The organism is Chromohalobacter beijerinckii (assembly GCF_023061185.1).
Taxonomy (GTDB): Bacteria; Pseudomonadota; Gammaproteobacteria; order Pseudomonadales; family Halomonadaceae; genus Chromohalobacter; species Chromohalobacter beijerinckii.
In genome coordinates this window covers 12,301-31,637 of record NZ_JAKGAK010000001.1, presented here as the reverse complement: position 1 = coordinate 31,637, position 19,337 = coordinate 12,301, and the positions used below count along the sequence as shown (strand labels likewise).

Here is a 19,337-nt window from a genome sequence, read left to right as displayed (position 1 = left end):
CCGGTAAAGCGGGGTCGGGGAGAGAGCTTTACTCGCCGCGCTGGCGCTGTGCCAGCACCGGCTTCAACTTCTCGTTCATCTCGTGCATGGCCGTTTCGGTGGTTGGCCAGTCAATGCAAGCGTCGGTGATCGAAACGCCGTACTGCAGTTGCGAGCGATCTTCCGGGATCTTCTGGTTGCCCCAGCCGATATGCGACTCGACCATCAGCCCCATGATCGAGGTATTGCCCTCGAGGATCTGGTTGGCGATGTTATCCATCACCAAGGGCTGCAAGGACGGATCCTTATTGGAATTGGCGTGCGAGCAGTCGACCATGATGTTAGGTATCACGCCCGCCTTGCGCAGTTCCTTGTCGGCGAGGGTAACGCTGACGCTGTCGTAATTGGGCTTGCCATTGCCGCCGCGCAGCACGATATGGCCGTAGGGATTGCCGCGCGTACGAATGACGGCGACCTGTCCGCCCTGGTCGATACCCAGGAAATTGTGCGGGTGGGCAACGGACTTGAGCGCGTTGACTGCGACGTCGAGACTGCCGTCGGTACCGTTCTTGAAACCTACCGGAGACGAGAGGCCGGACGCCATCTCGCGGTGTGTCTGGGACTCCGTGGTGCGTGCCCCGATGGCCGACCAACTGATGCAATCCTGCAAATACTGTGGCGAGATGGGATCGAGCGCCTCGGTTGCCAATGGCAGACCCATTTCGGTGAGCTCTACCAGAAGGCGCCGGGCGGTTCGCAGCCCTTCCTGGATGTCGAAGGTGTCGTCGAGGTGCGGGTCGTTGATCAGCCCCTTCCAGCCGACGGTGGTGCGCGGTTTCTCGAAATACACGCGCATGACCACGTACAGGCTATCGCTCACCTCGTCGGCCAACTGACGTAGGCGGCGGGCATAATCGCGTGCCGCGTCCACATCGTGGATCGAGCAGGGGCCGATGACGACGACGAGACGTGGGTCGTCGCCGTCGAGAATCCGTTGAACGGTTCGGCGTCCTTCGAGTACCGTGCGCTCGGCCTCCTCGGAAAGGGGGATTTCACGCTTGAGCGCTTCGGGTGTGACCAGTACGTCCTGTGAAAGGACGTTAATGTTATTGACCTGCTGTTCTGACATTCCGCTACCTGTAGATATGTGTCGCGAAGGGCATCGGTTTCGCTTGCGAAGAAGCGTTACTATCGCTTGTCGGCGCTGGGAAAATCAATGTCATGGCCGAACTTCTCGCCATGATGGCGGTCAATGCTCGGATGCCATCAGCGCATCCGCCGCTTTATCGTCTTGATGGGGCGGGCAGAAAAAGGAACACTAGGCACTACTTAAGTTAAGCAAGTGGATCGGCCACATGACCCTAGGTCTTCGCCCAATTTCGTCTATTACCTTGATTATTCAGCGCCCCGCGGGCTCGACTGGAACATGATGACCACACAGCAGATACAATCTTCCTGCGCTGGCGCCGTTGTCGGCGCTTCGCTTTATAGTGCCTCCGGCATGGGGGAGAAATGAATGGGCACTAGGGAAACCGACCACCAGCTCGTCGAGCGTGCCCAAAAGGGAGACACCCGAGCTTTCGATCTTCTGGTCAAAAAGTACCAGCACAAGATTCTCGGCTTGATTGGGCGTTATGTGCATGATCCCGCCGAAGTGCAGGATGTCGCTCAAGAAGCCTTCATCAAGGCGTACCGCGCCTTGAGCAAGTTTCGCTCCGATAGTGCCTTTTATACGTGGATGTATCGCATCGCCATCAACACCGCCAAGAATCATCTGGTTTCTCGCGGTCGCCGACCGCCGGGCAGTGACATGGATATCGCGGATGCCGAGGTACTCGACCATAGCGGTCGCCTTTCCGATATTGAAACCCCGGAAGCTGCCATGCAGCGCGATCAGCTCGAAGCAGTGGTGTTCGAGGCTATCGAGAACCTGCCGGAAGATCTACGGACCGCAATCACCTTGCGCGAGATGGACGGGCTCGCCTATGAAGACATCGCCAATATCATGCAGTGCCCGGTGGGTACGGTACGTTCGCGTATCTTCAGGGCGCGTGAGGCGGTGGACAAAGCCATCGAGCCGATGCTCAACGCGCCGCGTCAGGCCGATGCCACGGTCGAGTGATCGAATCGGGTGATAAAAAAGTGTCGCTCATCGCATGCAAAATTGAACTGTCCGGCGACTTTGACGTCTCAACGAGTACCAGTGGAATGAGTGGACGCTACCGCGTCAGGTGGGCAGGACGCTCGTGCAAGATATCAAGAAAAGGTGTTGCCACACGTGAACCGCTGCGTAGCGCCCAGTAGACGATGGGCATTCGTCTTCTCGAATGTGAGGGTGTAGGTATGAATCAGAACGTGCGAGAGTCCTTGTCCGCGCTGATGGATAATGAGGGCGACGAACTTGAGATACGTCGTGTCATGAGGTCGTTGCAAGACGCGCCAGAAGACGCCGAAACTTGGCGACGTTATCACTTGGCGCGCAGCATGATGCAGCGTGATCGTGGTGTGGATGTCAGCGCGGATCTTTCCGCTGGCATAATGGCACGCCTTGCCGATGAACCTGGGCTGCAGGAAGCGACGACACCCGGCACGCGTCGCGCGGTGCCGTTTTCCTTTGCGGGAAGTGCCGCCATTGCGGCTGCGGTGTCGCTGATGGTCATCACCGGCGTCCAGGTGTATAACGCCAATTCACCAAGCGGTGCCAGCGGTGATGGTGCCGAATTCGCCAGCGGTAACGCCTCTTCCGTCGAGACGCCCTCCGCCGAGGGTGGTGCCAGTGTGCAGCCTGCATCATTGCAGAGCGCACCTTCGGGGAACGGTATCGGCGCCAGGCTAGCGAGCTTCGGTGGTGACGGCACCGGGTTCTTGACGTCGTCGCCCGGCGCGAACCCAGTATTTCCCAGCCTCGCGCCTTCGAGCCCTAGCGGTGCCATGGAAGCCAGCATGGACGCGTCGCTCTTTTCCGACTCTCCGCGTCAGGCGACACGCAGCGACCATGAACAGGCACGCCTGCTGCAGGCGTACCTGAATCAGCAGCAGGCCGGTGGTTCGGACGAGGCGTGGATGTCGTCTTCTCGCACAGCCAATGGCTCGGGTGCCGAGGTGTCGAGTCAGCGTTAATTCCATGGCGTCTGTCGCCCCCGTGTGACGACACCGTCGAATCCGTGCCAAGGCGCGTCACCTGTTGTCAGGGGCGCGCCTTTTGTCGTTTTGCGCTTTGCCGATGCACTGGGTGGCAGGGGCTAGGCACGGTTGCCAGGCAACTGGGCCGCGCATTGAGCTAGTGGCGTTGAACTAATTACGTTGTTCAGTGAACTCTTGTCCCGTTAGTGTATCAATGGAGTTGGCGGTGCTAGATTTCTTAGCCACCGTCCCATGGTAAGCCGGTAATGCGAACCGGCACCTCGTCAATGTGACTCCTCGTTTTGGTTAACGAGTTCACGCTTTTTATCAGGAGTCTTTTATGCAACGTCTCTCTCGTTATGTCACCCCACTGTTATTGGCGTTCGTTGCGCTATGCGCTGCGCAGTTCGCTCAGGCGCGAGAATTGCCGGACTTCACTCAATTGGTCGAAGACGCTGCGCCGGGCGTCGTCAACATTTCCACTACCAGTACGGTCGATACACGGGCCATGCAGGGCTCGCCGTTCGGTGAGCAGGGCGTCCCCGACATCTTTCGCCACTTCTTCGGCGATCAGATGCCGCCCATGACGCCGGGGGCACCCGGTCAGGGTAGTCAAGAGCGCCATTCATTGGGTTCGGGGTTCGTAATCAGTCATGACGGTTACATCATGACCAACGCCCATGTGGTGGACGGAGCCGACGAAATCGTGGTGCGACTCAACGATCGCCGCGAGCTCGAGGCCACTCTGGTGGGGGCCGACAAGAAAACCGATGTCGCCGTACTCAAGGTCGATGCCGACGATTTGCCGACACTCGACATGGGGGATTCCGACGACCTGCAGGTTGGTGAATGGGTCGCTGCCATCGGCTCGCCCTTCGGATTCGATCACTCGGTGACGTCGGGCATTGTCAGTGCTATCAACCGCACCTTGCCGAGCGACGCTTACGTCCCTTTCATCCAGACCGACGTGGCGATCAACCCCGGCAATTCCGGCGGCCCCTTGTTCAATCTCGATGGCGAAGTCGTGGGTATCAACTCCCAAATCTATACCCGTAGCGGTGGATTCATGGGCGTGTCCTTCGCCATTCCGATCAACGTGGCGATGGATATCGCCGATCAGTTGAAAGACTCCGGCCACGTTAGCCGTGGGTGGCTCGGGGTAGTGATCCAGCCCGTGTCGAACGATTTGGCGGAATCCTTTGGCCTGGACGATACGCGGGGTGCATTGATTGCCGATGTCACCGACGACAGCCCTGCCAGTGAGGCTGGGCTCAAGGCCGGCGATGTGGTGCTCTCGGTCGACGACGACGAAGTCGAAGATTCCTCCACCTTGCCGCGTTTGGTGGGGCGTGTGTCGCCAGGCGATGAAGTAACGCTGAGCATCCTGCGTGATGGCGAGCCTCAGAAGATCGAAGTCACCGTAGGCAATTGGCCGAAAGAGGGCAAAATGGCTTCCAGCCAACAGCAGTCTGAAAACGATAGCCAATCGCGCCTGGGTGTCGCGGTCAGTGACCTTGACGATCAGATGCGCAGTCAACTCGACGTTGACAACGGCGTCGTGGTGCGTCAGCTCGATCCACGCGGTGCCGCGGCCGCCGCCGGGATCGCGCGCGGTGACGTCATCGTCAGCTTCGATAGCACCGCCATCGAGGACACCGATGCCTTGATCGAGGCGGTGGAGAACGCGCCGACCGACCGTGCCATCCCGGTGCGTATCGTTCGCGAGGGGCGTTCGCTGTTCGTGGCGCTGCGGCTGCAGTCTGCCGATGAATGACGCCGGGTCGGCGTGCCGACGCTAGGAATCGAGGCCCCGCTCCGCCGGGGCCTCGTCATGTCGATCACGCGCCCTCGCTGTCCATGGAGGGTGCTTGCCGGTACAATGCCTTTCAATTGAATGCCCGTCGGTCCGCGTACGCTTGCCTCGCGGTATTGCTTGGCCGGATCGTGTTTCTGACTCAGGTAGGACTTGATGAGCCGCGACGAAAATAACGCAACGCTTCCACTCATTCGCAATTTTTCCATCATTGCCCACATCGACCACGGCAAGTCGACGCTTTCCGACCGCATCATCCAGATCTGCGGTGGCTTGACCGAGCGCGAGACGAAGGAGCAGGTGCTCGACTCCATGGATCTCGAGCGTGAGCGAGGCATCACCATCAAGGCTCAGTCCGTGACGCTGGACTACAAGGCCGAGGATGGTCAGGTCTATCAGCTCAACTTCATCGATACGCCGGGCCACGTCGACTTTTCCTACGAAGTGTCGCGCTCGCTTTATGCCTGCGAGGGCGCGTTGTTGGTGGTCGATGCGGCGCAAGGCGTCGAAGCGCAATCGGTGGCCAATTGCTACACGGCGGTGGAGCAAGGGCTCGAAGTCTTGCCGGTCCTCAACAAGATCGACCTGCCTCAGGCCGACCCCGATCGCGTTGCCCATGAGGTAGAGGAGATCATCGGCATCGATGCTTCCGATGCCTGTCAGGTCTCCGCGAAGAGTGGCCTGGGCATGGAAGCCTTGCTCGAGCGTCTAGTGCGTGATGTGCCGCCACCCAAGGGCGATCCCGAGGCGCCGTTGCAGGCGTTGATCGTCGACTCGTGGTTCGACAATTACCTGGGCGTGATTTCCCTGGTGCGCCTCTTCGACGGCACGATCAAGAAGGGTGACAAGATCCGCATGAAGTCCACCGAGCGGGCCTGGGAGGTCAGTGAAGTCGGTATCTTCACGCCCAAGCGCAAGCAAACCGGTGTTCTGCGTGCCGGTGAAGTCGGTTTCGTCGTGGCGGGTATCAAGGACATTCACGGCGCGCCGGTGGGCGACACCATCGTGCATGCCAAGGGCGGCGATGACGTCGCGCGCCTGCCCGGGTTCCAGAAGGTCAAGCCCCAGGTCTATGCGGGCATGTTTCCGGTCAGCTCCGACGATTACGAAGACTTCCGCGATGCGCTGGAGAAGCTGGCTCTCAACGATGCGTCGCTGGATTACGAGCCGGAGAACTCCGATGCATTGGGCTTCGGTTTCCGCGTCGGCTTCCTCGGCACCTTGCACATGGAGATCATCCAGGAACGTCTCGAGCGTGAGTACGACCTGGACCTTTTGACCACGGCGCCGACGGTCATCTACGAGTTGGTCATGAAGGACGGTGAGATACGTTACGTATCCAATCCGTCCAAATTGCCGGACATGGCCGACATCGAAGAGATGCGCGAGCCTATCGTACGTGCCAGCATTTTGGTGCCGCAGGAATACGTCGGCAATGTCATTACCGAGTGCGAGCAGCGTCGCGGGACACAGCTCGACATGCTGTTCCTGGGCAGTCAGATTCAGCTCACCTACGAATTGCCGATGAGCGAAGTGGTGATGGACTTCTTCGATCGTCTGAAGTCGATCTCCAAGGGCTATGCGTCGCTCGAATACAACTTCGAGCGTTTCGAAGCCGCCAATCTCGTGCGTCTCGACGTATTGATCAACGGTGACCGCGTCGATGCGCTCGCTACCATCGTGCACCGCGATCATGCCCATCCGCGTGGTCGTGCGCTAGTGGAAAAGATGAAAGAGCTGATCCCGCGACAAATGTTCGATGTTGCCATCCAGGCGACGTTGGGCGGCCAGGTCGTATCGCGCTCGACCGTCAAGGCGTTGCGCAAGAACGTGACCGCCAAGTGTTACGGGGGCGATGTGACCCGCAAGCGGAAATTGCTCGAAAAGCAAAAGGCAGGCAAAAAGCGCATGAAGCAGGTGGGTAAAGTCGAAATTCCCCAGGATGCCTTCCTTGCTGTCCTCAAGATGAATGATTAGGAATCAGAGCCATGGATTTTTCGTTGTTGCTGGTGTTGGCGGTGGCCATCACCGGCGTTGTCTGGCTGGTTGATATCGTATGGTGGCGGCGCGCCCGCCGCGCTCGCCTGGAAAAGGCCGAATCGCAAGTAGACGGTGGGCTGGATACCGCCACGCGGAACAAGTTGAGCAAAGAACCCTGGGCGGTGGATTATGCGCGTTCATTCTTCCCAGTGTTGCTGATCGTGCTAGTGCTGCGGAGTTTCGTGGTCGAGCCATTTCAGATTCCCTCCGGCTCGATGCGTCCGACACTCAAGGTCGGAGACTTCATCTTGGTCAACAAGTTCACCTACGGGCTGCGGTTACCCGTCATCAACACCAAGGTCGTCGATTTCGGCGAGCCTGAGCGCGGCGATGTCATGGTATTTCGCTTCCCGGACGACCCCTCGGTCGACTTCATCAAGCGTGTCATCGGCTTGCCGGGGGACCGCATTCGTTATGAAGACAAGCAGCTTTACGTCAACGATGAGCCGGTCGGCAAATCGGTGACGGATGACGAGATCAAGGCAGCGCCCGGTGAGCAACAGCTCGAAGAGCAGTTGGGTGGCGTGTCGCACGCCATATATAACAATCCCGACGATCCCGGTCCGCAAATGCGTGAAGTCGTGGTGCCGGAAGGCCAATACTTCATGATGGGCGACAACCGCGATCATTCCAACGATAGCCGCTACTGGGGCTTCGTACCGGAAGAGAATATCGTGGGCAAGGCGTTCGCGGTGTGGATGCACTGGGATAGCGGCTTGCCGAGTTTCTCTAGTGTCAGAGTCATCGAATGAACCATACTCTTGTATGACTCATACTGGGGGAGAGCAACGCTCTCCGCCGCTTCACCCAGAACAGATGAAAAAGGCAGTGTCGTGAGTAGCCCTTTGTACGCCCTCAGTAAACGAATTGGTTACCAGTTTCGCGATGCCGCGCGGCTTGAGTTGGCGGTGACCCATCGTAGCTATGGGGGCAAGAATAACGAGCGCCTGGAATTTTTGGGTGACTCGATCGTCAACTTCGTGATCGGTGAAGCGCTTTTCCAGCGCTTCCCTCAAGCCCGAGAAGGCCAGTTGTCGCGTTTGCGCGCGCGCCTGGTGAAAGGGCAGACCCTGGCCGAACTGGCGCGCGAGTTCGAGCTGGGCGAATGCCTGCGACTCGGCTCCGGCGAGATGAAAAGCGGCGGTTACCGGCGCGATTCGATCCTCGCCGATGGCGTGGAAGCGCTGATCGGCGCCATCTATCTCGATGCGGGCATGGACGTCGCCAAGGCGCGGGTGCTGTCGTGGTACGCGACGCGTCTGGAAGCGCTCGACCTACAGGACAATCAGAAAGATCCCAAGACGCGACTGCAGGAATTCTTGCAGTCGCGGCAGTCGGCGTTGCCACGCTATGACGTGGTCTCGGTCGAAGGCGAAGCGCACGCGCAGGTCTTTACCATCGAGTGTCATGTCGAGATGCTCGAGGATCATACGCTAGGCGTTGGGTCCAGTCGCCGCCACGCCGAACAGCAAGCCGCCGAAAAGGCGCTGGAAATACTCGAACCTTCCCAGAGCAGGCACGCATGACGCAACACTGTGGTTTCGTGGCCATCGTTGGCCGCCCCAATGTCGGTAAGTCGACGCTGATGAACCGAATTCTCGGGCAGAAAATCTCCATCACCTCGCGTCGTCCGCAAACGACGCGCCATCAGGTGATGGGCATCAAGACCGAGGAAGACACCCAGTTCATCTATGTCGATACCCCCGGCATGCACATTCAGTCGCGGGATCGCAACAAGGCGATCAACCGCTTCATGAATCAAGCTGCTACGCACGCCCTGCGCGATATCGACTGCGTGATCTTCATCGTCGACCGCACCAAGTGGACCGAGGAAGACGACGTAGTGCTCGAGAAGCTCAGCAACGTGCCGGCCCCGGTGATTCTGGCCGTCAACAAGGTCGATTGGCTCGAGGACAAGAGCAGTCTGCTGCCTTGGCTGGATAGCGTGAGCAAGAAGCGCGAGTTCGCGGCCGTGGTCCCGCTTTCGGCCAAGAACGGCACTAACGTGCCTGAGCTTGAAGCCGAAGTCGCCCAACGCTTGCCGGAAAGCGTGCATTACTTCTCGGAAGACCAGATCACCAACAAGAGTCAGCGCTTCCTGGCCGCCGAGTTGGTGCGTGAGAAAGTCATGCGCCAGCTAGGCGACGAACTGCCGTATCAGATGACCGTCGAAATCGAAGAGTTCAAGGACGACGGCAAGACGCTGCATATCAGCGCCTTGATTCTGGTCGAGCGCCAGGGTCAGAAGAAGATTCTGATCGGCGACCAAGGGGAGCGTATCAAGAACATCGGCCGCGAAGCGCGTCTGGAGATGGAGCGTGCCTTCGATGCCAAGGTCATGCTCAACCTGTGGGTGAAGGTCAAGCGAGGGTGGTCCGACGACGATCGCGCCCTGAAAAGCTTGGGTTACGATCTCGACTGATGGCGCTTGCCAAGGCGCATGGATGCCGCGATGACGCCTGAACCGGCCTTTTTATTGCACAAACGTCCCTACCGTGAGACCAGCGCCATCGTCGAGTTGCTGACGCTTACTCAGGGGCGTGTGCGTGCCGTTGCTCAAGGCGTACAACGCGGTGGCAGCAAGGCGCGCGGTATTCTGCAGCCGTATTCCCCCCTGCACGTCACCTGGAGCGGCAATGGCGAACTCAAGCGCTTGCGACTGCTTGAAAGCCAGGGCAGTACGGCCTTGCTGGCCGGCGAAGGGTTGCTGTGCGGATTTTACGCCAACGAACTCATGGCGCGGGTATTGCCGCTGGAGTATCCAGTGGGCGAGGTATTCTCGCTTTACGCGCTGACGCTCGAGGCCTTGCCATCGCCGGCCAAGCGAGCGGGCGCGTTGAGACGCCTGGAAATCACCCTGCTGGAGAGTCTCGACATGGCGCCCCGTTTCGTCGATGAGCACGATGCTCCGCTGGACGCCTACACGCATTATCTGTATCACGCCGAGCGTCATTGTTTTCGCGCCATAGCGCCCGGACAGGGCGGCATCGACGGTCGTAGTCTCAAGTGGTTGGCACGGGGCGACTGGGAAGCACCGGGTCTGGCCGGCGTTGCCAAGCATGTCACGCGTGCGGCATTGGCGCCCTTGTTGGGTGAACGCCCCCTGCGTTCACGAGAATTGATGCGGCGACTGGCCGAGCGTCGACGCACCTCCTAACGATCATTTCATCTTATTATTTCAACTTCTTATCGAAAGGACATCGCCATGCATCCGCCACGCATCCTATTGGGCGTCAACATCGACCATATCGCCACGCTGCGCCAGGCCCGTGGGACACGCTATCCCGACCCCGTGCAGGCGGCCATGCTGGCCGAAGAAGCCGGCGCCGATGGCATCACCCTGCATCTGCGCGAGGACCGCCGTCATATCCAGGAACGCGACGTGCGTGTGCTGGCCGAAACGCTGGCCACGCGCATGAACCTGGAAATGGCCGTGACCGACGAGATGATCGCCTTCGCCGAGGCGTTGCGTCCCGCCAACGTCTGCCTGGTGCCCGAGCAGCGCGAAGAACTCACCACTGAAGGCGGGCTCGATGTCGTGGGCGCTTGCGAGCGTGTGGGTGAGGCTTGCCGCCGGCTAGCCGCAACGGGCAGCGAAGTCTCGCTGTTCATCGACCCCGAGCCGGCCCAGATCCAGGCCGCGTTCGAGCTGGGCGCGCCGACCGTCGAGCTGCATACCGGAGCGTATGCCGAGGCCAGCGGTGAAGCACAGCGTATCGAGTACCAGCGCCTGGTGGCGGCGGCTGAGATGGCGTTCGAGCTGGGGCTGACGGTCAATGCCGGCCACGGCCTGCATTACCACAACGTCGAGGCGATTGCTGCGATTCCCGGTATCCACGAGCTGAACATCGGACATGCCATAATCGCGCGGGCGTTGTTCGTGGGCCTCAAAGAGGCCGTGGCGGACATGAAGCGTCTCGCGATTGCCGGGCAGGAAGCCGGGGTCATGGCGCAGCTCGATGCCCACGAACACGGTCATGACCACGACCACGATCATGACGATAACGGCGAGTGTTGCGGCGATTGATCCTGCGTTGCTCAGTGCTCGGTCTGCCAGTGCTTGGCCTGCCACTCGCGTAGCCGCGTGATCGCGGTCTGAAGCGAAGCGTAGAGCCCTTGGCAGGCCTCCAGCCCCTCGGCCTTGAAGCGTGTTTCCAGCGTCTCCGCCAACAAGGCCAGTTGCGGCACGCCGCAGTAGCGACAGGCGCCATTGAGACGATGGACCTGCTCATGGAAAGCCTCGGCGTCCTGGGCAACCCAGGCGGCGTGAATCGCCTGCTCGGATTCATCCAAATGCTCGAAAAGCAGGGTGAGCATGTCGTGTGCCAGCGCTTCGCGCCCTCCGGCCATACGCATGCCCAGTTGCATGTCGACCACCGGCAATTCATCTCCAGCGGTATCGTCCTGGGCGTCTTGCGACGGTGTCTCATCGGGCGGTGGCGAGGGGAGTGCCGTGGGGCGAACGTCGGCTGTGGAGTTGACGGCCTCGCCCAGGTGGCGCTTGAGCAGGGTGTCTAGCGCCGACTCGCGGATCGGCTTGATCAAGCAGTCGCTCATGCCATCGCGCAGCAACTGCTGGCGTTCCTCTTCGAGCGCGTGCGCAGTCAGCGCCACAATGGGCCGCCGCTGCCAATCCCCGCCAAGCGCGCGGAGCGCTTTCATGGCGTCCACGCCGTTCATGCCGGGCATCTGGATGTCCATCAATACCAAGGCAATGGACTCACCATGCGCCATTGCCAGCGCTTCTTCGCCGCTTCCCGCGAGTAGCGGCGTCAAGCCGCGGTCCTGCAACAGCTCCTTGACCAGCAAGCGGTTGGAGGGGGTGTCATCGACGACCAGCACCTTGCCGGCCGGCGTGGAGGATGGCGCCTCTACCGCTGCGTGCGCCGCCTCGGGCTCGCTCGTCAGCAAGGTGTTGATGGCATTACCTAACCCGCGTCGCGAGACAGGCTTGGTGGTGATATCGCCGCCGTGGGGAAGTGTCAGGTCGGGGAGCTCGAAGGGATCGGCATTGACCAGCAGTAGTCCCGGGCAGGCGCAACGATCCAGCGCCTCGCGCCAGGCAGTGATCTCCCGGGGGCGCAGGTCATCCTGGGTCAGCCCCAACAGCAACAGGTCGATTCCCGGCGGCTGGGCCGTGCAGGCGTCCCGCGAGGGTAGCGGCACGACGTGAGCGTTCCAGCGCTCGAGCAGATGCGTGAACGCGTGCCGACTGGCGGTATGAGCTTCGAACAAGCCGACGCGGTAGCCGCCCAGGTTCAATTCGGGAAGGCGTTCGCGCTGTTGCGTGGCGATCAGCGTCAGCGAAAACGTGAAGGTCGTGCCTTCGCCGCTTTCGCTTTCGACATCGATCTCGCCGCCCATCTGCTCGACCAAGCGCTTGCTGATCATCAGCCCCAGTCCGGTGCCGCCGTATTTGCGTGAGCGGCTGGCATCGCCCTGGCTGAAGGCCTGGAACAGCCGCTCGCGACTCGCTAGGTCGAGGCCGATGCCGGTATCGCGGACGCTGATACGCAGCTTGGTGCTGGTGGCGCTGAGATCGTCGAGCATCACGCGGACCACAATCTCGCCGCGCTCGGTGAACTTGACGGCGTTGTTGACCAGGTTGGTGAGCACCTGCTTGATGCGTAACGGATCGCCGAGCAGTTGGTCGGGCACATCGTCGTAGACCAGGCCCAGCAGGTGCAGGCTCTTGCGCTGCGCGTTGGGGGCCTGAAGGCCAAGCACTTCATCGACGAGGGCCACCATGTCCACCGGCACGGTTTCCAGTTCGAGCTTACCGGCCTCGATCTTGGAGAAATCCAGCACATCGCTGATCAGCGAAAGCAGGTTGTCCGAGGCGGTTTGTACCTGCTCGAGCCATTCGCGTTGGCGACTGTCCAGGGCGCTGCGCCCGAGCAGTTGGCAGAACCCGATGATGCCGTTGAGTGGCGTACGAATTTCATGGCTGATATTGGCGAGAAACTGCGACTTGATGCGGTTGGCTTCCAACGCGCGGCGGTGAGCCATATCGAGTTCGATGTTCTTGACCTCGATGGTTTCCATCGACTCGCGCAGGTCGAAGGTCGTCTGGTCGATCTGCGCCTGGGTATCCTCGCGCAAGCGCATCATGTGATCGCCCAGGTCATTGAGCTGATGCCCTAACGTTGCCAGTTCACGCGCACCACGAGGCTTCAGACGGGCGCTGTAATCGCCGCCATTGAGGCGTTCGAGCAGATCGATCTGATGTTGCAGAGGCCTGGTAAGGCGACGGCTCAAGGGGTAGGCAAGCAGGAACAGCAACAGGCCCAGCACCAATCCGGCCATGCCGTGGCTAGCTAGCTGGCGATAAAAAGCCAGCGTCAGCGTCGTGGTACCCAGATCGACATCGAGCCAGTAGGTCGTGGTTTCATCCGGCGCATCTTGATCCGTGACCGTACCCAAGGGTTGCAGCCAGCGCCAGCGTTGCGCGTGCTCCTGCAATGTGCCCTGGGTCGGCATCGGGCGAGCAGGGGCCTGTTGTGTTTCGCCGAGGCTGAGCACGGCGTCGCCGTCGCCGTCACGAACGCTGACGGCGTCGATCTCATCGATATCCAGCAGGCGTTGGGCTAGCTGGCGGAGATGCTCGTCACGCTCTTCATCGAGCGCCAGCGTGAAGGCCGGCGCCAGCGTCGTGGTGACATCGGCGACGCGTGTGGCGAGTGCCTGACGCGCCTCTTGGCGACCGGCATAGATGTCATACGCCCCATAGATGATTCCCACGCCCAAGGGCAAACCCAGCAATAAAAGCAGCAAGCGCAGCCTTAGTGACATTCCGACCGTTCCCTTCGTCTTCCTCGTTGGCAGTATGCCACACTCAGCGGGTTCGCCTGTCGCCGACGGGCTGTCCCGGATATAATTGGACGTATCGAATAACCGACGAATGCGTTTTGACGCGACGCGCATTGCAAAGGATGAACCATGCAATTTCCCACTCTCGCGGATGTGGTTGGCCACACGCCGTTGGTCCGTTTGACCCGGCTGCACGCAGGTCGTAACAACACATTATTGGCCAAGCTCGAGGGCAACAACCCGGCGGGCTCGGTCAAGGACCGCCCGGCATTATCGATGCTCGGAGAAGCCGAGGCGCGTGGCGAGATCAGCCCCGGCGACACTCTGATCGAAGCGACCTCGGGCAACACCGGCATTGCGCTTGCCATGGCGGCGGCGATCAAGGGATACCGCATGACCTTGATCATGCCCGAGAGCGCTTCCAGCGAGCGCAAGCAGGCAATGGCCGCTTATGGCGCGACGTTGATCGAGGTCAGCAAGGACGCGGGCATGGAAGGTGCGCGCGACCTGGCTGATGAGATGATCGCGCGGGGCGAGGGTAAGCCGCTCAACCAGTTCGCCAATACCGACAATCCATTGTCGCATTATCGCACCACTGGGCCGGAGCTCTGGGAGCAGACCGACGGGCAAATCACCCATTTCGTCAGTTCGATGGGCACCACCGGCACCATCATGGGCGTCTCGCAGTATCTCAAGGAGCAGCGTTCCGATATTCAGATCGTCGGCCTGCAGCCCGCCGATGGCGCCAGCATTGCCGGTATTCGTCGCTGGCCGCGCGAGTACCTGCCGAGCATTTTCGATGCCTCAAGGGTCGACGTCACCCTGGATATCGGTCAGCAGGAAGCCGAGAAACATATGCGCTTGCTCGCCCGCGAAGAAGGCATTCTGGCGGGCGTCTCTTCCGGTGGTGCGCTCGCCGGCGCGTTGCGCATCGCCGAGCAGGTCGAGAACGCGGTGATCGTGTTCATCGTCTGCGACCGGGGCGATCGTTATTTGTCCACCGGTCTGTTTGCCCCGGAGCGTTGAGGATGGCGATGCTGGGCAAACGGCGCCCACCGCGCGCCGCCACAAGCCGCGTACGTCGGGAAAGTGGGACGCATGCACCGCGTAGTGGCGAAGCGGCAGATACGTTGACCATCGAGCGCTTGGCACATGATGGGCGAGGCGTGGCACGCGACCCGCATGGCAAGACGGTGTTCGTCGATCAGGCACTCCCCGGCGAGCGCGTGCGCATCGCTATTCATCGTCAGCGCAAGCGCTTCGACGAGGCGCATGTCGTCGAGTGTCTCGAACCTTCTCCGCAGCGGGTGACACCGCCTTGCATGTATTACGGGCGTTGCGGCGGTTGTGACTTGCAGCACCTGGCGCTCGAGGAGCAGCGTACCCATAAGCAGCGCACGCTCGAGGAACTGTTCGCGCGTCAGGGGCTCGGCCTCCCCGAGGTGCAACGTTTGGCTGGCGAGGGGCTGGGCTATCGGCGTCGCGCTCGCCTGGGCGTCAAATGCGATGCCCTGGGAACGCCGCATCTCGGCTTTCGTGCCCGTGGCAGTGAACACTTGGTCGACATCTACGACTGCATGGTGCTCGAGCCCGTCCTCGCGGACTTGATCGCCCCGCTGCGCGAATGCCTGACCACGCTGGAGGCGCCGCGACGCGTCGGCCACATCGAGCTGCTTGCCACTGCCGAAGGCGCCTGCGTGGTCATCCGTCAATTGCGCGATGTCCCCGGGGACGAAACTCGCTGGCAACGTTTCGCCGCCGAACGCGACATCACCTTGGTCTGGCAGGTGGGGCGCGATTCGCCCACGCAGCGCTGGCTGCATGCGCCGTTTGGCGAGACGCTGCACGTCACGCTGGCGCTGGACGACACCACCTTGCAACTAGGATGTGCGCCGGGCGATTTCCTGCAGATCAACACCGAGGTTAATGCTCAGTTGGTGCGTACGGCGTTACGCTGGCTTGCACCTCAAGGGCACGAGCGGGTGCTCGACCTGTTCGCCGGTGTGGGCAACTTCACCCTGGCGCTATCGCCGCATGTGGCCGCGATCAGTGGCATCGAAGGCAGTCCGGCGATGGTCGAGCGCCTTGCCGACAACGCGCGCCGTGTCGGTTTGCACCATGTCGAGGCACATCAGGCCGATCTGGCCACGCGTATGCCAGATGTCGACGATGTCGACTGGGTCGTGCTCGACCCACCGCGTGGCGGTGCCGAAGCGCTGTGCCGGGGGCTTGTCGAGCATCCGGTGGAAAAAGTGCTGTATGTCTCGTGCGATCCCGCCGCGCTGGCGCGGGATACGGCATATCTTGTGCAAGGTGGCTACCGCATCGAACGTGCCGCGGTGGTCGACATGTTTCCGCACACCGCGCACTTGGAGTCCATGCTGTTACTGACCCGCGAGAGATCGCGCGGTCGGTCCATGTCCGCAGAAAGGGAAGATCATGGTCAAGGTCCGTGAAGACCAGCCGCTGACGCAGACCGGTGAGGTCGATATCGCATTGTGGTTGAAGCGTCTCGAGGATGACGTCGTGCTGCGCGACACCGAGGAGATGCGCGAGGCCTGCGAGCTTGCCCGACATCTGGCCTATAACGCCGAGAAACCGCACCACAACTGGGCCGAACCGGCCTCGAGCTTTCGCACCGGCCTGGAAATGGCCGATATCCTTGGCGAACTCAAGCTCGATCAGTCGATTCTCGAGGCGGCGGTACTCTATCGCGCGGTGCGCGAGGGGCTGATCACGCTGGAGGCCATCGAGAAGCGCTTCGGTTCTGAAGTGGCCTCACTGATCGACGGCGTGTTGCACATGGCGGCGATCAGCCAACTGCAAGCGCCGCGTCAGGGATTATCGCAGCACAATCAGCAGGAAAACCTGCGCAAGATGCTGGTGGCGATGGTCGACGACGTGCGCGTGGCCTTGATCAAGATCGCCGAGCGCACCTGTGCGCTGCGCATGGTGCGCGATGCCCCGCGTGACAAGCGACTGCGAGTGGCGCGTGAGGTCTTCGATATCTACGCGCCGCTGGCCCATCGTCTGGGCATCGGGCAACTCAAGTGGGAGCTCGAAGACCTATCGTTTCGCTATCTTCAAGAGAGTGACTACAAGGCTATCGCCAAGCAGTTGGCCGAGAAACGCCTCGACCGCGACCGCTACATCCATGACGTGGTGGAAACCCTTAAAGGGTTGCTCGATCAGCAAGGCATCAAGCAATACGATGTCGATGGCCGTGCCAAGCATATTTACTCGATCTGGCGCAAAATGCAGCGCAAGCACATCGACTTCTCGCAGGTCTACGACGTGCGCGCGGTGCGCATTCTGGTGCCGGAAGTCGCCGACTGCTACACCGCGCTGGGCATCGTGCACTCGAGCTGGCATCACGTGCCGAATGAGTTCGACGATTACATCGCCAATCCCAAGCGCAACGGGTACCAGTCGCTGCATACGGCGGTGATAGGCCCCGAGAACAAGGTGCTGGAGATCCAGATACGTACCTTCGCCATGCACGAGGAGGCCGAACTCGGTGTCTGTGCCCACTGGCGTTATAAAGGTCACGATGTCGACTCGAAAAGCCGCAGCTACGAGGAGAAGATCGCCTGGCTGCGCCAGGTGCTCGAATGGCAGGAAGAAGTCGGCGAGCTGGGCGACCTGCGCGAGGGGCTTTCCAGCGATGTGGCGCCGGATCGTATCTACGTCTTCACCCCGGATGGCCATGTCATCGACATGCCCAAGATCGCCACGCCCATCGACTTCGCCTATCGCGTGCATACCGAGGTCGGCCATCTGTGCCGGGGCGCCAAGGTCGACGGCCGTATCGTGCCGTTGACCTATCAGCTGGAGACCGGTCAGCAGGTCGAGATTCTCACCGCGACCAAGGGCGGGCCGAGCCGCGACTGGCTCAATCCCAACCTGGGCTTCGTCAAGACCTCGCGGGCGCGGGCCAAGATCCAGGCATGGTTCAAGTATCAGGCGCGCAGCCAGAACATCGAAGAAGGTCGCACCCTGTTCGAGAAGGCGTTTCGGCGCCTGGATATCGAGGGTGTGGATTTCGACGCTCTGGCGCAAGCCGTCAATTACCAGACGGTCGACGACATGTATGCCGCCATCGGTGGCGGCGATCTGCGCATCGGGCAAGTGCTGCACCAAGCGCAGCAACTCTTCGGCGACACCGACGATCAAGAGCAACTCGACCGCCTGTTGGCCAAGCCGCGTCGGACGGCCAAGGCGGCCGTGGACGATATCACCGTGCTGGGTGTCGGCAACCTCAAGACCTCGATGGCCAATTGCTGCCACCCGGTGCCCGGCGATCAGATCGTCGGCTATATCACCCAGGGGCGCGGGGTCACCATCCATCGCCAGGATTGCCCCAATATTCTGCAGCTGCGTGCCGAGGAGCCGCGCCGCATCGTCGATGTCGAGTGGGGCAATGCCAGCGCTCAGTACCCGGTGGATATCGAGATCGAAGCCTGGGATCGCTCGGGACTGTTACGCGACGTCACGCATATTCTCACCGGTGACCGCATCAATGTGCTATCGGTCAATACGCTGACCGACAAGCATGACAACCTGGCGCGTATGAAAATCACCTTGGAAGTCGATGGCCTCGAGGCCCTGGAACGCATCTTTTCGCGGATTCAGCAGCTGCCCAACGTCATCGACGTCAAGCGGCTGCGCAGTGGAGGAGGCAAGACGGCATGAGCGAGGCATCCGCGCGTTACGGGCTCGACGATCTTTTGACGTTGATGGCGGTGTTGCGGGACACCGATCAAGGTTGCCCCTGGGACGTCAAGCAGGACTGGGACAGCATCGTCCCGCACACCCTGGAAGAAGCCTACGAGGTGGCCGATGCCATCGAGCGCCGCGCCTTCGACGAGCTGCCCGGCGAGTTGGGCGATTTACTGTTTCAGGTCGTCTACTACAGCCAGTTTGCGCGAGAAGAAGGGCGCTTCGATTTTCACGATGTCGTCGACGTGCTGACCGCCAAGATGGTGGCGCGCCATCCGCATGTTTTCCCCGAGGGAACGCTTGAATCGCGGCGTCCGGTCGGCGTGTCGGCCGACGAGGTCGAGACGGCGGGCGTCAAGACCCGCTGGGAGGCCCTCAAGGCGCAGGAGCGCGAGACGCGCCAGGCGGTATCGGTACTCGATGATGTGCCGCGCACGCTGCCCGCTCTGTCGCGTGGCGCCAAGCTCTCCAAGCGCGCCGCGCGGGTCGGCTTCGAGTGGCCCGATGCCCAAGGCGTGTATGACAAGATTCGCGAGGAGCTGGCGGAAGTCGAGGAAGCCGCGGTTCATCAAGATGCCGATCATGTACGCGAGGAAATCGGCGACTTGCTGTTCGCCGTCACCAATCTGGCAAGGCGCTTCGATGTCGATCCCGAGCGCGCGCTACGCGAAGCCAACGGCAAGTTCGAGCGCCGCTTTCGTCATGTAGAAAGTGCGCTGGCGGAGCGGGGCTATTCTCTCGAGGCCTCCTCCCTCGACGAAATGGAGCGTCACTGGCAAGCCGCCAAGCGCCGCGAAACCTCTGTGTCGTGAGAGGCAACATCCGTTGTGGGTGTCGGCGTGCCCGGGTAATG

General features: G+C 61.0%; 15 protein-coding genes. 13 read left to right on the top strand and 2 right to left on the bottom strand.

The window, feature by feature from the left end:
- Positions 1-28 precede the first annotated feature (28 nt).
- Positions 29-1,108 (bottom strand): 3-deoxy-7-phosphoheptulonate synthase, encoded by a 1,080-nt coding sequence (locus tag L1075_RS00125; RefSeq protein ID WP_075370409.1) that lies wholly within the window; start codon positions 1,106-1,108, stop codon positions 29-31.
- Positions 1,109-1,495: 387 nt separating this feature from the next.
- On the opposite strand from L1075_RS00125, the gene rpoE reads away from it, so the two are divergent.
- The 9 genes from rpoE to pdxJ all read left to right on the top strand — a co-directional run bounded on the left by rpoE (position 1,496) and on the right by pdxJ (position 10,982).
- Positions 1,496-2,101 (top strand): RNA polymerase sigma factor RpoE, encoded by a 606-nt coding sequence (gene rpoE, locus L1075_RS00120; protein WP_075370410.1) that lies wholly within the window; start codon positions 1,496-1,498, stop codon positions 2,099-2,101.
- A gap of 221 nt (positions 2,102-2,322) precedes the next feature.
- Complete coding sequence (locus L1075_RS00115) at positions 2,323-3,099, top strand: sigma-E factor negative regulatory protein (protein ID WP_246894627.1); 777 nt, start codon at positions 2,323-2,325, stop codon at positions 3,097-3,099.
- A gap of 343 nt (positions 3,100-3,442) precedes the next feature.
- Positions 3,443-4,876 carry a DegQ family serine endoprotease gene (locus L1075_RS00110; RefSeq protein WP_246894626.1) on the top strand — a complete coding sequence of 478 codons (1,434 nt, stop codon included), beginning with the start codon at positions 3,443-3,445 and terminating at the stop codon, positions 4,874-4,876.
- Between the two features lie 195 nt (positions 4,877-5,071).
- Positions 5,072-6,892 carry a translation elongation factor 4 gene (gene lepA / locus L1075_RS00105; protein WP_246939045.1) on the top strand — a complete coding sequence of 607 codons (1,821 nt, stop codon included), beginning with the start codon at positions 5,072-5,074 and terminating at the stop codon, positions 6,890-6,892.
- Positions 6,893-6,903: 11 nt separating this feature from the next.
- Positions 6,904-7,707, top strand: a complete 804-nt coding sequence (gene lepB, locus L1075_RS00100; protein ID WP_075370414.1) for a signal peptidase I — start codon at positions 6,904-6,906, stop codon at positions 7,705-7,707.
- Between the two features lie 81 nt (positions 7,708-7,788).
- Complete coding sequence (gene rnc, locus L1075_RS00095) at positions 7,789-8,481, top strand: ribonuclease III (RefSeq protein WP_075370415.1); 693 nt, start codon at positions 7,789-7,791, stop codon at positions 8,479-8,481.
- On the top strand, positions 8,478-9,377 hold the full coding sequence (gene era, locus L1075_RS00090; protein WP_075370416.1) for a GTPase Era: 900 nt from the start codon (positions 8,478-8,480) through the stop codon (positions 9,375-9,377). Before rnc ends, era begins: the two co-directional genes overlap by 4 nt.
- Before the next feature lie 30 nt (positions 9,378-9,407).
- Positions 9,408-10,112: a DNA repair protein RecO gene (gene recO / locus L1075_RS00085; protein ID WP_178998215.1), complete on the top strand. Its 705-nt coding sequence runs from the start codon at positions 9,408-9,410 to the stop codon at positions 10,110-10,112.
- A gap of 48 nt (positions 10,113-10,160) precedes the next feature.
- A complete protein-coding gene (gene pdxJ, locus L1075_RS00080) occupies positions 10,161-10,982 on the top strand; it encodes a pyridoxine 5'-phosphate synthase (protein WP_246939043.1) in 822 nt (273 codons plus the stop codon).
- Between the two features lie 11 nt (positions 10,983-10,993).
- Here pdxJ and L1075_RS00075 read toward each other — a convergent pair whose 3' ends face one another.
- Complete coding sequence (locus L1075_RS00075) at positions 10,994-13,747, bottom strand: ATP-binding protein (RefSeq protein ID WP_246894624.1); 2,754 nt, start codon at positions 13,745-13,747, stop codon at positions 10,994-10,996.
- A 147-nt stretch (positions 13,748-13,894) separates the two neighbouring features.
- Between L1075_RS00075 and cysM the strand changes: the two genes are divergently transcribed.
- From cysM to mazG, 4 genes are read left to right on the top strand one after another with little or no spacing between them, the layout of a single operon-like run.
- Positions 13,895-14,791 carry a cysteine synthase CysM gene (gene cysM / locus L1075_RS00070; protein WP_040243610.1) on the top strand — a complete coding sequence of 299 codons (897 nt, stop codon included), beginning with the start codon at positions 13,895-13,897 and terminating at the stop codon, positions 14,789-14,791.
- Between the two features lie 2 nt (positions 14,792-14,793).
- Positions 14,794-16,221, top strand: a complete 1,428-nt coding sequence (rlmD, locus tag L1075_RS00065; RefSeq protein WP_246939041.1) for a 23S rRNA (uracil(1939)-C(5))-methyltransferase RlmD — start codon at positions 14,794-14,796, stop codon at positions 16,219-16,221.
- Entirely contained in the window at positions 16,205-18,457 is a 2,253-nt protein-coding gene (gene relA / locus L1075_RS00060) for a GTP diphosphokinase (protein WP_040243606.1), read from the top strand. Before rlmD ends, relA begins: the two co-directional genes overlap by 17 nt.
- Positions 18,454-19,296, top strand: coding sequence for a nucleoside triphosphate pyrophosphohydrolase (gene mazG, locus L1075_RS00055; protein WP_246939039.1), 843 nt, complete (start codon positions 18,454-18,456; stop codon positions 19,294-19,296). Before relA ends, mazG begins: the two co-directional genes overlap by 4 nt.
- The last annotated feature ends 41 nt before the right edge of the window (positions 19,297-19,337 follow it).